Source organism: Flavihumibacter rivuli (assembly GCF_018595685.2).
GTDB lineage: Bacteria > Bacteroidota > Bacteroidia > Chitinophagales > Chitinophagaceae > Flavihumibacter > Flavihumibacter rivuli.
In genome coordinates, this window is the sequence record NZ_CP092334.1 from 3,768,897 (window position 1) to 3,783,170 (window position 14,274).

General features: G+C 50.0%; 11 protein-coding genes. 1 reads left to right on the forward strand and 10 read right to left on the reverse strand.

Going from position 1 to position 14,274, the window contains the following annotated elements; genetic code table 11:
* The first annotated feature begins 3 nt into the window (after positions 1 to 3).
* A complete protein-coding gene (locus tag KJS94_RS15995) occupies positions 4 to 3,561 on the forward strand; it encodes a BamA/TamA family outer membrane protein (protein ID WP_214448432.1) in 3,558 nt (1,185 codons plus the stop codon).
* A gap of 23 nt (positions 3,562 to 3,584) precedes the next feature.
* On the opposite strand, the gene KJS94_RS16000 is transcribed toward KJS94_RS15995, so the two are convergent.
* The 10 genes from KJS94_RS16000 to KJS94_RS16045 form a co-directional block, all read right to left on the reverse strand.
* Positions 3,585 to 5,963, reverse strand: a complete 2,379-nt coding sequence (locus KJS94_RS16000; protein WP_214448431.1) for a GAF domain-containing protein — start codon at positions 5,961 to 5,963, stop codon at positions 3,585 to 3,587.
* A gap of 197 nt (positions 5,964 to 6,160) precedes the next feature.
* Positions 6,161 to 7,435, reverse strand: coding sequence for a murein L,D-transpeptidase catalytic domain-containing protein (locus KJS94_RS16005; RefSeq protein WP_214448430.1), 1,275 nt, complete (start codon positions 7,433 to 7,435; stop codon positions 6,161 to 6,163).
* 173 nt (positions 7,436 to 7,608) lie between these two features.
* Positions 7,609 to 8,274 carry an endonuclease III gene (gene nth, locus KJS94_RS16010; RefSeq protein WP_214448429.1) on the reverse strand — a complete coding sequence of 222 codons (666 nt, stop codon included), beginning with the start codon at positions 8,272 to 8,274 and terminating at the stop codon, positions 7,609 to 7,611.
* A 42-nt stretch (positions 8,275 to 8,316) separates the two neighbouring features.
* A complete protein-coding gene (locus KJS94_RS16015) occupies positions 8,317 to 8,550 on the reverse strand; it encodes a hypothetical protein (protein ID WP_214448428.1) in 234 nt (77 codons plus the stop codon).
* 148 nt (positions 8,551 to 8,698) lie between these two features.
* Positions 8,699 to 9,010: an FtsB family cell division protein gene (locus KJS94_RS16020; protein WP_239804195.1), complete on the reverse strand. Its 312-nt coding sequence runs from the start codon at positions 9,008 to 9,010 to the stop codon at positions 8,699 to 8,701.
* Positions 9,011 to 9,084: 74 nt separating this feature from the next.
* A complete protein-coding gene (gene eno / locus KJS94_RS16025) occupies positions 9,085 to 10,374 on the reverse strand; it encodes a phosphopyruvate hydratase (protein WP_214448427.1) in 1,290 nt (429 codons plus the stop codon).
* Between the two features lie 72 nt (positions 10,375 to 10,446).
* Positions 10,447 to 11,355, reverse strand: a complete 909-nt coding sequence (gldA, locus tag KJS94_RS16030; RefSeq protein WP_214448426.1) for a gliding motility-associated ABC transporter ATP-binding subunit GldA — start codon at positions 11,353 to 11,355, stop codon at positions 10,447 to 10,449.
* Between the two features lie 114 nt (positions 11,356 to 11,469).
* Complete coding sequence (locus tag KJS94_RS16035) at positions 11,470 to 12,102, reverse strand: carbonic anhydrase (protein ID WP_214448425.1); 633 nt, start codon at positions 12,100 to 12,102, stop codon at positions 11,470 to 11,472.
* Entirely contained in the window at positions 12,099 to 13,676 is a 1,578-nt protein-coding gene (locus tag KJS94_RS16040; RefSeq protein WP_214448424.1) for a SulP family inorganic anion transporter, read from the reverse strand. Before KJS94_RS16040 ends, KJS94_RS16035 begins: the two co-directional genes overlap by 4 nt.
* 94 nt (positions 13,677 to 13,770) lie before the next feature.
* The gene (locus KJS94_RS16045) at positions 13,771 to 14,127 is read right to left on the reverse strand and encodes a hypothetical protein (RefSeq protein ID WP_214448423.1); all 357 of its coding nucleotides are present in this window, start codon (positions 14,125 to 14,127) and stop codon (positions 13,771 to 13,773) included.
* Positions 14,128 to 14,274 lie beyond the last annotated feature (147 nt).

Here is a 14,274-nt window from a genome sequence, read left to right on the forward strand (position 1 = left end):
AGTGTGGTGCAAAGGATCGTATTGGTTGGCGATGCCGGCGCGCTGGTCAAGGATGAACAACCTGTCATTACAGCCCTTGAGCAATCAGGACTTTTGCAACAACCGAATACTTCACTGATCTACCTGGGTGATAATATTTATCCCCTCGGGCTTCCGCCGATGAGTGATAAATCCTACGGCAGCAAGGAGCAAATATTGATCTGGCAGGCACTGGTCAGCAAACTTCCTGCTACCCAGGTATTCTTCGTGCCGGGTAACCATGATTGGGCAAAGGGCCGTTCCTATGGCGCACAGCAAGTCAACCGCCAGGCCAACCTCATCCGGTCCCTCCGGGATAGCTCCATTCGTTTCTTTCCTTCACCGGGTTGCCCCGGACCCGAAGTGGTGGAATTGTCTTCACAGGTTGCAGTGGTTTTCATGGATAGCCAATGGTGGCTGCAACAGGAAAATCGTCCGGGTTCCGAAAGCGATTGTGATTGCCAGTCGGAGGATGATGTTGCCTTGCGTTTGCAGGAGCTGGTATATCACTACCGTAATAAACTCTTGTTGTTCGTTACCCACCACCCCTTTCAATCCTATGGCATCCATGGGGGCTATTACAGGTTCAAGCAACATTTGTTTCCCCTCACCGACGCTTCCCCTAACGCTTATCTTCCGCTTCCATTGATTGGCTCCTTGTACCCTTTGGTAAGGGGTGGCTTCGGAAACATCCAGGACCTCAAGCATCCTTTGTATAAAGAGATGGTCCAAAGGATGGATACTATATTATCCACCCATCCTAATTGTCTCCGGCTGGCAGGCCATGAACATAGCCTTCAGCATATCGAGAAGAATGGCCAGCATTATATTGTTAGCGGGGCAGGCATCCACCAGACCAGGGTCAGGAAGGGTGAGCATGCCCTTTTTGTAGATGAAGGACTTGGTTTTGGCGTGATCGAAGTGAGGAGCAATGGGAAGGTTGATCTTTCCTTTTATCGTCCCGGCATCCGGGAGCCATTGTACCATGCAGGTCTTGCTGACCTGCCCCTCTATGTAAAAGATACCGTTCAGCAGGAAACTGTTCTCTTTCCCGATTCGATCGTAACAGTACCTGCGCCTTATTATTCTGCGGGCAAGTTCAAGTCCCGCCTGCTGGGTGCCAATTACCGCAGCGAATGGTCGACACCCGTGAAGGTCCCGGTTTTGGATATAGGTCGTGAGAAAGGCGGGTTGGTCACCGGCCAGCGCGGCGGGGGCTTTCAATCCCGTTCCCTCCGGTTGATGGATAGTGCCGGTCGGGAGTATGTTATCCGCAGCATTGAAAAGTATCCCGATAAAACCCTGCCTGAAGAGTTCCGCCGCACTTTTGTAAAGGATGTGGTTACGGATGGAATCTCTGCGTCTTATCCGTTTGCGGCCCTTTCTGTTCCGGACTTTGCCAGGGCATTAGGCATACCCTATCTTCCGCCCCGGCTGGTTTATGTTCCGGACGACCCGCGTCTTGGTCCCAACAGAAAGGATTTTGCCGGTCATCTCTACCTTTTTGAGCCCCGTGAGCCGGAAGGTATGAAGAAGACCTATAGTTCCAGCAAGGTTATCGCTTCCATCGAAGAAGACAATGATAACCTGGTTGACCAGCAGGCTGTATTGAAGGCCCGCTTATTGGATATGTTCCTCATGGATTTTGACCGGCATGAGGACCAATGGCGCTGGGGTGTACGGGGGGAGAAGGGAATGAAGGTCTATTTTCCGATCCCCAGGGACCGGGACCAGGTATTCTTTACCAACCAGGGAATTTTCCCAAGGATGTTCAGCCGGGATTGGGTGCAGCCCAAATTCCAGGGCTTCAGGGCCAGGGCAAGGAATATCAATACCTTTAATTTCAACGCCCGGTTCTTTGATCGCTCCTTCCTGAATGCGGTTGGCGAAAAGGATTGGAGAAAGGCTGTTGCCGACTTCCTGCCTGTTATAACAGATAGCCTTATTGACCAGGCTTTACTCCGCCAACCCAAAGAGATCAGCAGCCAGGCTGCTCCGGGCATTGCTGCAACCTTAAGGGAAAGGCGCCAATACTTTGAACAGGAAATGCTGGACTATTACCGCTTTCTCTCGAGGTCAGTCAGCATTGCCGGCTCCGACAAACGGGAATGGTTTGAATTGGTTCGTAACGCCGATGGCAAGTTGCGGGTCAGGGTCTATCCGATCAGTAAATCCGGAAAGAAGAAGGATGCCATTTATGACCGGGAATTTGACCCTTCTGTCACCAGGGAAGTGAGGCTCTACGGCCTGGCTGGTGCAGACCATTTCCATCTCAGCGGCGATTTGTCTGCCGGGCCACTGGTACGCATTATCGGTGGCGGCGGCAGGGATACGGTAATAACAGCATTGGAGGGTAGTGGCCCAACCAAGGCCATTGCCTATATCAACAAAAAGGACTCTGCGGTGGTAGATGGCGACAAAGGCCTGAGGGTAAAGCGCGTTGGGGCCTGGTTTCCCATGGACTTTGATCGTCGCACCTTTAAATACAATGTTACTGCGCCACTGGTTTCCGTGGCCATTAACCCTGATGATGGCCTGTTCCTTGGTCTTGGCTTTAAGGCTACCCGGCATGCTTTCGCCAAGGAACCCTTTAGTGCCCAGCACCAATTGCGCGGCAGCTATGCTGTTGCCACCGGGGCCTATAATTTTAACTACCGGCTGGACCTGGTGGACCTTATCGGCCGCCTCGACCTACGATTGCTGGCCAATTTCAGGGCGCCCAATAACACCCAGAACTTTTTTGGCTTTGGCAATGGTACCCAGTTCCCCAATAAGGGCAGCCAGAAAATTGACTATTACCGAAGCCGCTTTAATATCGTGGAAGGCGGCGCTTTGCTAAAGGCTGATCCCAGCCCTTCATTTTCCCTGCTGACCGGGCCTGTCTTCCAGCATTACTGGATCGATAGTACAGATAACAGGGGAAGGTTCATTACCAGTCCCGAAAGCGGCCTGGACCAGGTATCCCTGTACCGGCCCAAGACCTATATGGGTTGGCAATTTCAGGCGGTGGTGGACAACCGGAACAATAAGGTGATACCGACGCGGGGGCTTTATTGGAATACCTTTATGAGATGGCTGGGAGGCTTGAACAAGGAAGCCTATGCTTTTGCCTATGGCCGTACGGACCTGAGCTGTTACACCAGTTTCAATGCAAAAGGGAACCTGGTCATAGCCGTGAGGTTAGGAGGCGGGTTCAATGCCGGGACTTATGAGTTTTTCAATGCCCAATACCTTGGAGGGCATGACAACCTGCGGGGTTTCAGGAAGTTTCGCTTTGCCGGGGAAAACCAGTTTTACAATAATATAGACCTTCGCCTTAGGCTGGCGGACCTCAGGGGCTATATCCTTCCCCTGGCTACCGGCCTGGTATTATTCCATGATATCGGCCGTGTATGGTATCCCGGTGAATCATCCGGTATCTGGCACCGTGGGTATGGAGCAGGCTTGTGGTTTGCCCCTGCAGGCAGGTATGTTTTCACGGTCAGCTATGCGCTTTCAGATGACGGTGGCTTGCCTTTCCTATCCGCGGGTTTCCAGTTTTGACATCGGGCCGGCAGGGCTCCCAGTTATGCCGAGGCAGTGACTTTGGGCAACCCTTCCTCATTTTCCGATACAGCTGGTACCATATTGATGCCTACCCTAAGGGCTTTTAAGCCCACCACCCCTTGCAGTTCTTCCAGTTCCAGTTCCTCGAGGTCGTCCTTGAGTAATTTCTTGTTCTGGAGGAATTCAATGTAATCGAGGTATTCCGATGCTTCCTTGGGCTGGGAATAGACGATAGCAATCTTTCCCGGTTGGGTCAGGCGTTCATTGGAGTTCTTAAGGTGTACTTTGTCAATCCGTTTTTTGATGATCTCATACCGAATATTATAGGCGCCATCCACATCAAATTTCCTTTCCGCATTCCTGAAACTGATGGAAAGTGGGGTGCTATGGGCCAGGATCAGCTGGGTGGTTTGTAATGGAATGGGCAGTTTCTCCTGAAGTTGGTCAACCAAAATGGCAGCATTGGCCATGGTGGTCAGTTGCCACATTTTTAGGTTCTTCAGGAAGAAGTTGTCGAAGGGCCGGCCCGGTGTTATGGACTGGCCGATATACATGTTGAATTCAATGCCGTCCGTAACAAAGCGTTCAAAATAATGGGGGTATATCTTCTGGGCGGTTTCTTGTTCCTGGTCAATGAACCTCGATAGCTCCTGATTGACCAGCGTAATGCTCTCCTCAAAATGATGGCGATGGTGGACCATCAGCTTGGCCTTCTCATCAATTTGCTGGAAATACTGTTCGATCCTGTCCTTCATTTCCGGCAGGATCAATTTCAGGTGCTCCAGCAACTCCACCATTTCCTCCTTCAGGAAGGCGTCAATGGTCACCTCATCCCCAGTGAACAGGATGTTGGAAGCGCTGTAACGGTATTTTTCAATGCGATAGGCCACTTCCTGCAGGATCGGCAGGCTACTTAATTGCTGGGCCTGCCGGATGATCTCCCCGGTAGCTTCCAGTTGTTCCAGCAAGTCCTTTTGGGTCGCATTGTTGCGTTCAATCGAGGAATTGCGGATATCAATAGCGCCGAATAGCGGGTACACCTGGTCGAAAACGATCTGCTCGATCTTCGCCTTCTTTCCCATTCTTTTGTTGAGCAGGTAATGCAGGGCAGCCTCGGTAAACTTCCATTCAACAGAAGACTGTACAGCGGTAAAGTGCCGCTTTACCACCTTATCCACTTCATTCGCCAGGATCTCGGCGGACTTCTCTAATGCCAGTACGAATAGGGGAAGGGAACTGGTTACCGGTTCCAGGTGCTGGGCCTGCAGTTTGCAGGGTTCATGGTGTACCGCAGATAGTACTCCTAATAATTCGCCGTCGTCCTTCAATGGGAAAAATGCGGCGCTTCTGTATCCCTGCTCCAAAATCCTTTCCAGGAATTGATATTCCTTAATGGTTGATTCATTGATCTCGGAAAAAAGGATGGGACGGTCGCTGGTTTTAAACAGGTCAATGAAGGCCTTGCAAAGGTCCTGCCTGGTGGCCATGCCGTTCACCGGGTGCAGCAAAAGGCTGTGTTTGGTGAACTCTTCGGAGATGACATACTGGTTATTAACCCTGAAGAAGGGCGTGATGCCCATCTTGGCGTCACTGATGCCGATCAATGCCTGGATATCCCTTTCCAACCGGGCAAATACTGTATTGTCCTGGATGGAATTTAGTTCCAGCAGGGTTGTTTTGATCTTGTTCAATACCTCCCGGTGGGTTACATCCTTGAGCCGGACAATGGTGAAACCCTCAAACCTGAAGTTTTCCAGGGGCAAGTATTCTTCCAGCTTGTCTATCTTGGATAATTCACTGATGTTACAGCAATGGATCTTTTGTGCCCCCAGCTCAGGGAGTTCTGTTAAGGCTATAACATCAATAAAGGTTGGGTCCAGCTCCAATTCTACATAGTTGATCAGCCCGGTTTCCTCATTGATGAAATGATGGATGGTGGAGATGTTGCCATCGATCTTCTGGTTATAGAACTTAGAGAGGATCAGTTTATAGGCAATGGAGTGCTCAAAATTGACCGGGTGTTCCGGCAGGTTGTATTCGGGTTTGTATTTCAGGTTACCCGCCTCGTCCAGGAAATGTTCCCTGAACAACTGCGAAGCATAGACCACTTTATAGGAGAAAGGCACACCGACAGCATACAGGTCCTTTTCATCAGAAACCGAAACAGGGAAGAGGGTGGTCATGAGCATATCTACCCATTCCGCCTGTTGGGCCAGGATATCTTCATTATCAATGGTGGCAAGCAGTTCAGGATAGCGGCGGATACGGGCAAATAAACGGGCATAGAGTTTACTGGCTCCCTTGCTTCCGGAAACAGCCTTTTTCTCGATCGCATTCACCAGGGGCCTGAAAGATAGACTTGTCCTGATCTTCGGGTCTTTGGGTAAAAATGGTTCCATCGCTTGCCTTTAGGTAGTTAATAGTACAAAATTAGTCTTTTGTCCAGCGATACCGGAAATCAGGGCCTTTCCGCCCGGCATTTATTATGAAAATTTTACAGTTGTCCGGCCATTAAAAAAGCCTGTCGGGCTGACAGGCTTTTTTAATCTATTCTCTGGTCTTGCTATTCTATCTATCTAATCTTATGGTTTTCAGTTTATTGACCTGCGTCGCCAGTATTGGTGGCCTCATCCGGCAGGTAGTTGTCATCAAAGATCCACATGAGGATGGGCTTTTTGTTTTTTTCCATTACGCCCTTGAGGGATTCCAGGAAGTCGGGGGAAACGGAGGGACAACCTTCACTTTGCCAGATGGGGAAGTTGGTTTCCTCATTGGGTATTACGCCCATGGCATGCAATACGATGGCCCTTTTCTCCGCATTCTTGTTGGTGGGGTCAAGGCCATGCATCTTGTAGGACATCCCGAAATCACCTTCATATTGCCTGCCCATTTTATAGATGCCGAGTGAGGTACACCTGCTGCCGGATTGGTCTGAATAGTCCTTATCGATAGAGAATTTTTCCTTGCCTTTACCATGCGCTACCATGCCTGACATTTCTATGCTCATGGTCTTCAGGTTGATCACGAAAAAGCGCTTCTTGCTCGATTTCATTCCCATGTCGATCAGGAAGGCATATTCGGTATTGTATCCCCTCTGCTTAGCCATATTGGCCAGTTTGTTGGCTTTCCGGGTAAGTTCCTGTGCATCATAGCGGTTGGTTCCGATCTCTTCAGAGAAGCCATCATATTGGGGTGGAATGTATTTCAGTAAGTGGTATTTCACATTCAGTTTGCCGCGGTACTTCACCGTTTTGGATTCTGTTTCCTCGGCCGCGTCAATGGCGGAATTATCAACCAGTGTAAGGTTACGGGTGGTTACTGTTTCGTTATTCACCTTCACCTTCATGGTCTCATTTGCCTTGGCCGGATAGGCTACATTTGTCACAATTGTCCTGGTATTGGCGGCAGGCTGCTTTTTTTCCTGCCTGGCCACGGGTTCACCTGACAGTTCCTGGGTGGGAACTTCCCTGGCAGCTGATATCAGTTCCGGGTTGATGGAATTCTTCGGTTGAAGGGGTACGATCTTGGCCGCCATCACCGTATTGATCCTGGGTTTCAGGTTCACCAGTTTAGCTGGGGCTTTTACCGCATTCTTGTTACTGGCGGCAATGGCTGATTTGCCATAGGATTCGTTCACCATCCTGATCTTTTTGTTGGCCTTCTTTTGCAGGTAGGTGGAATTACTCGCCAGCAAGGCTTTCTTGCCATTGGGTGTTTTGGCAGCCAGTGCCACTTTCGCCTCCGTGGGCATTATTTTGGTTTCCCTTATCGGCAACTCATTGGTTGCGGGGGATGATTTGTCCTCGAAAAGTATGGAGCCCAGGAATAGGCTGGCCAATACCAGTTCTGCGAGGTAGAACTTTGTTTTCATAGACCAGATTTTGATAGAATTCGGATTACTGTCTATTAAACGAGTTTTCCACCTTTTTTGTATGCGGGACGGCCTCTTTTTAGCGTAAAAACTGGCCAGGCAATCGTAAAATTCCCCAGTGAAGGGGAAGGAAGGGAGATAAATATTTGAAAACCAGGGAATTTACAAGCGGGTTACTGTGCTTTCGAAGGCCTGTTCTTTTTTCTTGATGCGCTATAAAATTTACAGATTCCACTCAGGCCGCAGGCTTCACATTTGGGATTACGGGCGGTACAGACATAACGGCCATGAAGGATAAGCCAATGATGGGCCTTATGGATCAGGTCCTTGGGCAGGTGGGAGATCAGTTGCTTTTCCGCGGCCAGGGGAGTAGTGGCCTTCCTGGTCAGTCCCAGCCGGGCTGACACCCTGAAAACATGGGTATCAACGGCCATATTGGGTTGGGCATCGATCACAGAGGTAATGACATTAGCAGTTTTACGGCCAACCCCGGGGAGTTTTACCAGTTCCTCTACGGTCATCGGTATTTCGCCACCGAACTCTTCCACCAGTTTTTTCCCCAGGCCCAGCAGGTGTTTTGTCTTGTTGTTGGGATAGGAAATGCTCCTGATCAGCGGGAAGAGGTCATCGTAGCTGGCATTGGCCAGTGATTCCGGATCCGGATAGCGCTCAAACAGGGCAGGAGTGGTCAGGTTCACCCTTTTATCGGTGCATTGGGCAGATAAAACAACAGCCACCAAAAGCTGGAAAGGATTGTCGTACAACAATTCCGTTTCAGCATTGGGGGCATGCTGTTGGAAATAATCTATTACGTGCTGGTAACGTTCCCTGGTTGTCATGTGTGGAAAAAACCGGCCACGAATTTAATGCAAATCAATGCATTAATGAGTCGTTTCCACGGTTGTTTCGCGGGCATAGGCCAAAACATTCAGGATGGATTCCATCCTGGGCGATTGCAGTGGCTGTTCTAATTCCTTGATAGATTCCTGCAGGATGGTCAGTTTCTCACGAAGTGACCAGTCTTGTTTGAGGGCTGCTTCAATAGCAGCAGTTTGTTCGGGGGAAGTTTCTTTGTACAAATACAGCAGTAAATCTTCCTGAGTAAAGATTGACATACGCAAACCATTTTTTTTGTCCAGTTATAAATACCCGAGGTCCAGTCGGGTTCGTCCGATACTAAAAACGGGGTGAGGGTGATATTATTGCCTTAACCAAAAAATAATTTAGAAAGTTTGGCGATAATGTCGGTCAACAACAGGTAGATTATTCTTCAGGGTATTGATTATCAGTAGATGGCACAACGAAGAGGTCTTCGTTATCCCTTTTCATCCGGTATTTTTCACGGGCATATTTTTCCAGCAGGGCGGGATCTGTTTGCAGTTTATCCAGTTCTGCACGCGTCGCGGTCAGCTGGCCCTGGTAATATTCCTTGCTTTCTTCCAGTTGCCGTAGTTCCTTTTTGTACCGGAAATGGGTGGTGATCACATCCCGGTCATCAAAGAAGACCATCCAAATACAGAAACCCGCCAGCGTGAGCAGGTATTTGTTCTTGAGGAAGGAAGGCAACTTTTTCAATGTCAATTCATTAGAAAAGGAAGGGTAGCCTGGCCTCAATGTAGCTCGCTGCCGAACTACCCTTCCCTTATGGGTTATTTACCAAATTTAATCTTTCCTTTCGGATATACGGCGTTTTCTGCCAGCATCTCTTCGATACGGATCAGCTGGTTGTATTTGGCCATACGGTCGGTACGGCTGGCACTACCGGTCTTGATCTGTCCGCAATTCAGGGCTACTGCCAGGTCAGCAATGGTGGTGTCTTCGGTCTCGCCGCTTCGGTGGCTCATGATGGTATTGTAGCCGTTGTGCTGGGCAAGGGTAACCGCATTGATGGTTTCGGTTACGGTACCGATCTGGTTCACTTTCACCAGCAATCCATTGCCGATGCCCTTATCAATTCCTTGCTGCAGGCGCTCTACATTGGTTACGAACAGGTCGTCACCCACCAGCTGGCATTTTTTACCAATGACCTCGGTCAGCATTTTCCAGCCGTTCCAATCGTCTTCCGCCATGCCGTCTTCAATGGAAGCGATGGGGTATTGCTTCACCCAGCTTTCCCAGTATTTCACCAGTTGCTCGCTGGACAGCTTCTTGCCATCGCTTTTGTGGAATACATATTTCTTGGCCTTGGCATCCCAGAGTTCGCTATTGGCGGCATCCATTGCGATAACGATCTGTGAACCAGCTTTATAGCCTGCAGCGGTGATCGCTTCCAATACGGTTTCGATCGCCTCTTCGTTGCTTTGGATGTTGGGAGCGAAACCACCTTCATCACCCACATTGGTGCTGTAGCCTTTTTTCTTCAATACATTCTTCAGGGTATGGAAGATCTCAACGCCCCAGCGAAGCCCTTCGCTAAAGTCTGGCGCTCCCACGGGCATGATCATGAATTCCTGGAAATCAATTTTGTTGTCTGCGTGCGCACCACCATTCAGGATGTTCATCATGGGGATGGGCAGGGTCCTGGCATTGGTGCCACCGATGTAACGGTAAAGGGGAAGGTTGGCTTCCTGGGCTGCTGCCTTTGCAGCGGCCATGCTCACCGCGAGGATTGCGTTCGCACCCAGTTTGCCCTTGTTGGCCGTGCCGTCCAGCTGGATCATCAGGTTGTCGATGCCGGCCTGGTCTGCAACTTCCCAGCCCAGCAGTTTATCTGCAATAACATCGTTTACGTTCTTTACTGCTTTCAATACGCCCTTGCCTACGTATTTCTTTTTGTCACCATCCCTTAATTCTACGGCTTCGTGAATACCGGTGCTGGCTCCACTTGGTACCGCGGCGCGACCCAATGCGCCTTCGTCGGTGATAACATCCACTTCAACAGTTGGGTTGCCACGGCTGTCGAGAATTTGCCTGGCATGGACTTCGGTAATGTAGCTCATGTTTAATTTAGCTTGGTTTGTTTTACAATGTATTTGCGGATAGCAAGCAAACAAAAATAAGGGAATCTGGCTTTAGGCCTTCGTCAGTTCCCGGAATACCTCTTCCAATCCCTTGCTCCCTGTTTGCAGGGAGATGATGTTCAGGTTATTGGCCACGGCCATTTCCAGGACCTGCTTCTTGGTTTCATTTAGGTCGGATGAGCTGATCTCCCATTCCTGCGGGCTGATCCGGGTAAGGTTCGCCATATTGCTGACGTTCCTCTCCAGCCATTGGCTTTCAAGGGGTTCTGCAAATTGAACCCTAAGGATGGGTTGGTTATTGTGTTGCCTCAGGTTGGCCAGTGAATCATCAGCGATCAGCTTTCCCTTGTTGATGATGACCACCCTGTCGCATATGGCTTCTACTTCCTGCAGGATATGGGAAGAGAAAAGTACGGTTTTGCTGGCGCCCAATTGGCGGATCAATTCCCTGATCTCAATTATCTGGTTGGGGTCCAGACCTGTAGTGGGTTCGTCAAGGATCAGGACTTCAGGGTCATGGATGAGTGCTGCGGCCAACCCAACCCTTTGCTTGTATCCCTTCGAGAGCTGTCCGATCTTCTTGTTGCTTTCCGGTCCGAGTCCTACCATGGTGATCACCTCTTCAACCCTTTTTGCCTTGTCGGGAAGGGTATGCACATCGGCCATGAAATGAAGGTATTCCCGCACAAACATGTCAAAATAGAGGGGATTGGCTTCCGGCAGGTAGCCGATCTTGCCCTTGGCTTCCAGGGGCTGGTCCTGCACGTTGATGCCACACACAACGGTCCGTCCTCCGGTAGGGAGCAAATAACCGGTCAGGATCTTCATGGTGGTAGATTTCCCGGCGCCGTTAGGGCCAAGGAAGCCTACGATCTCGCCTTTGCGTACCTCAAAGGAAACGTTGTTGACTGCAGTTTGTTGGTCATAGACCTTCACTAAAGACTGAACCGAAATGGACATAGTGCAACAAACCTACTGAAAAATGACATGAGAAAAACAGGATGGGACGCTGCCCGGAAGGTATTCATAAAAAAAGGGCACCACCATTGGGTGCCCTTCTTATCCTTAGCTCGGTTAAAGGTCGTCAAACTCGTAAATTTCATCGATATGCGTTCCGGGTGGCATGTCGAAAACCGGCTTGATCAAGCCGTCTTTCAGGCCGTAGACCCAGCCATGCAGGTGGGGACGCTGGAATTCCTTCCAGGCCTTCTGGATGATACTGGTCTTGGCCAGGTTGATCACCTGCTCCTGAACATTCAGTTCAACCAGCCTGTTGGTCCTCTCTTCCATATCAGGGATGCTATCCACTTCTTCCCGATGGAAACGGTACACATCCTTGATATTGCGCAGCCATTTATTGATGATGCCGAAGTTGTGCTGGGTCATAGCGGCCTTCACCCCGCCACAGCCGTAATGACCACAAACGATCACATGCTTCACCTTAAGGTGTTCAACGGCATAGTCAAGTACGCTGAGCAGGTTGAGGTCGGTATGGACCACCATATTGGCGATATTCCGGTGTACGAAGATCTCGCCGGGTTGGGTTCCGGTGATCTCATTGGCCGGTACCCGGCTATCGCTGCAGCCGATCCAGAGGAACTCGGGTGTTTGCAGGTGAGCCAGCCTGCTGAAATATTCGGGGTCATCCGCTACCTTTTCAACGGCCCAGGCTTTATTCTCCAGTAATAATCTTTCGTATGCATTCATGCTGGTATATTTTGTTGGTTATGGTATTTGCTGAATCCCTGTTCTTTATACAGGCTTTTCTTCAATTCTGTGTTGATGTTCTTGAGATGGGCGTGTTTCATGAAATCTTCGATCACTTCTATCACATCCTTGTCGATAAAGTCGGCCCTTGTTGCATCGATCAGCACGTAGGCGTTTTCCGGCACTTTTTCCAATTTCCTTTTGATGATCGGCTTGTTCAGGAAGGATACGTCTTTGCGCAAGCGGAACAGGTAACGGTTCTCATCGTTTACCACAAATACAGCTGATTTGAAATTGCTTCGCATTACAAAGAAAAGCCCTGCCAGGCATCCGATCATGATTCCCATCAATAAATCGGTAAATAAAATGGCCAGGATGGTGATAAGGAAGGGGGCGAACTGGTCGAATCCCTTGGTGTAAAATTCCCTGAAAATGGAGGGTTTGGCCAGTTTGAAGCCCGTGTAGATCAAAACGGCCGCAAGGGCGGGTAAAGGAATAAGGTTCAGTATTTTAGGGATGAAGGCCACACAAAGCAGCAGGAGGATGCCATGCAGGATGGCGGACATCTTTGACTTGGCGCCTGAATTGACATTGGCCGAGGTCCTTACGATCACCGAGGTAACCGGTAAGCCACCCAGCAAGCCCGATAGCATATTGCCGATCCCCTGGGCTTTCAACTCCCTGTTGGTAGGCGTAACGCGTTGGTAGGGGTCTAGTTCATCTGCTGCCTCAATGTTGAGCAGGGTTTCCAGGCTGGCCACGATGGCCAGGGTTAGGGCGCTGGCCCAGACCTGGATATTGGTCAATTGCTTCCAGTCAGGGAAAGTGAAGAAGGAAAGGAAACCCTGGAAGGACTCTGCCACTGGTATCTTCACCAGGTTCTTGCTTTGCAGGGCATATTCGGGCATGTTTTGAAGGAACCAGGCATTGATCCCAACCCCTGCCAAAACGACGATCAGTGGTGCCGGTACCAACTGGAAAAACTTGCTTTTGGCCGCCAGGAACTTTTCCCAAAAGACCATGATCCCCAGGGAAACAAGCCCGATCGCTGCCGCCAGGGGCATAAAATAATTGAGGGCGGTAAAGATTCCGGTGAAAGTGTTTTCGCCATCAGGCTGGCGGAAGCTTTCGTCCCCTTCAAAATCCGCATCATAACCTACCAGGTGGGGAAGCTGTTTGAGGATCAGGATCAGGCCTATGGCTGCCAGCATTGCCTTGATCACGGAGGAAGGGACGTAATCGCCAAGGACACCTGCTTTCAGGTAGCCCAGGGCCAATTGAAAAGCGCCGGCAATGACCACTGCCAGCAGGAAGGCTTCAAAATGGGGAAGTTTGGCGATGGCTGCGGCTACAATTGCGGTTAGTCCGGCGGCCGGTCCACTCACGCTCAAATGGGAACCGCTGAAAATCCCAATGACTATACCGCCAACGATCCCTGCAATGATACCGGAGAAAAGCGGGGCGTTGGAGCCAAGGGCAATGCCCAGGCAAAGGGGAAGGGCAACGAGGAATACTACTACGGATGCAGGAAAGTCAGACGACAGGTTGCTAACATAATGTTGCAGTCGACGCATACAAAGAAATTTGTCATGTTAGAAATAGGGTGGCACGCTGGGCAGTAACAAAGCCCGATTGTTGCCAGGGTCAATAAAAGGAAAGAAGGGTTGGTCAGGCTTCGGGAGGAGGGGAGAAGCGCTGTGCGTGCTTGGAGGATATGAACCCAATGGAGTGGGGGACGATGAATTGCTTTTCAGCTACTTTCAGTATTTCCATCATGGCCGCATAATCCATGAACTGGTGGTGGATGGGCTTGCCACTGTGATGCTCTTCATTGATGCCACTGCCGCCACCGCTTTTTGCCTCTTCTTCAACCGTATTCAGGACAATGCTCCTGTTCTGCTTGGTCGTAAAGGGAAGGGATACCAGGCTTAGGCCGAGGATGAAAGTAAAAAGGATGGCCGCCGCCGCGATCAGCCATTTGATCTTAAATAGCCTGGGGTTATATATATGGCGTTTGGCAACCATGGGTATTCAGCAAAGCTATAGTTCTACAACCAATTGTTGTAGAATATTCAATGATTTAACAAAAAAAGAGTAGCGGAATGTTTTGCAGGGCGGTCTTTTGGGGAACTATTGACTGTTTTGCCACAACAGGATGGATGGGGTGAGTTG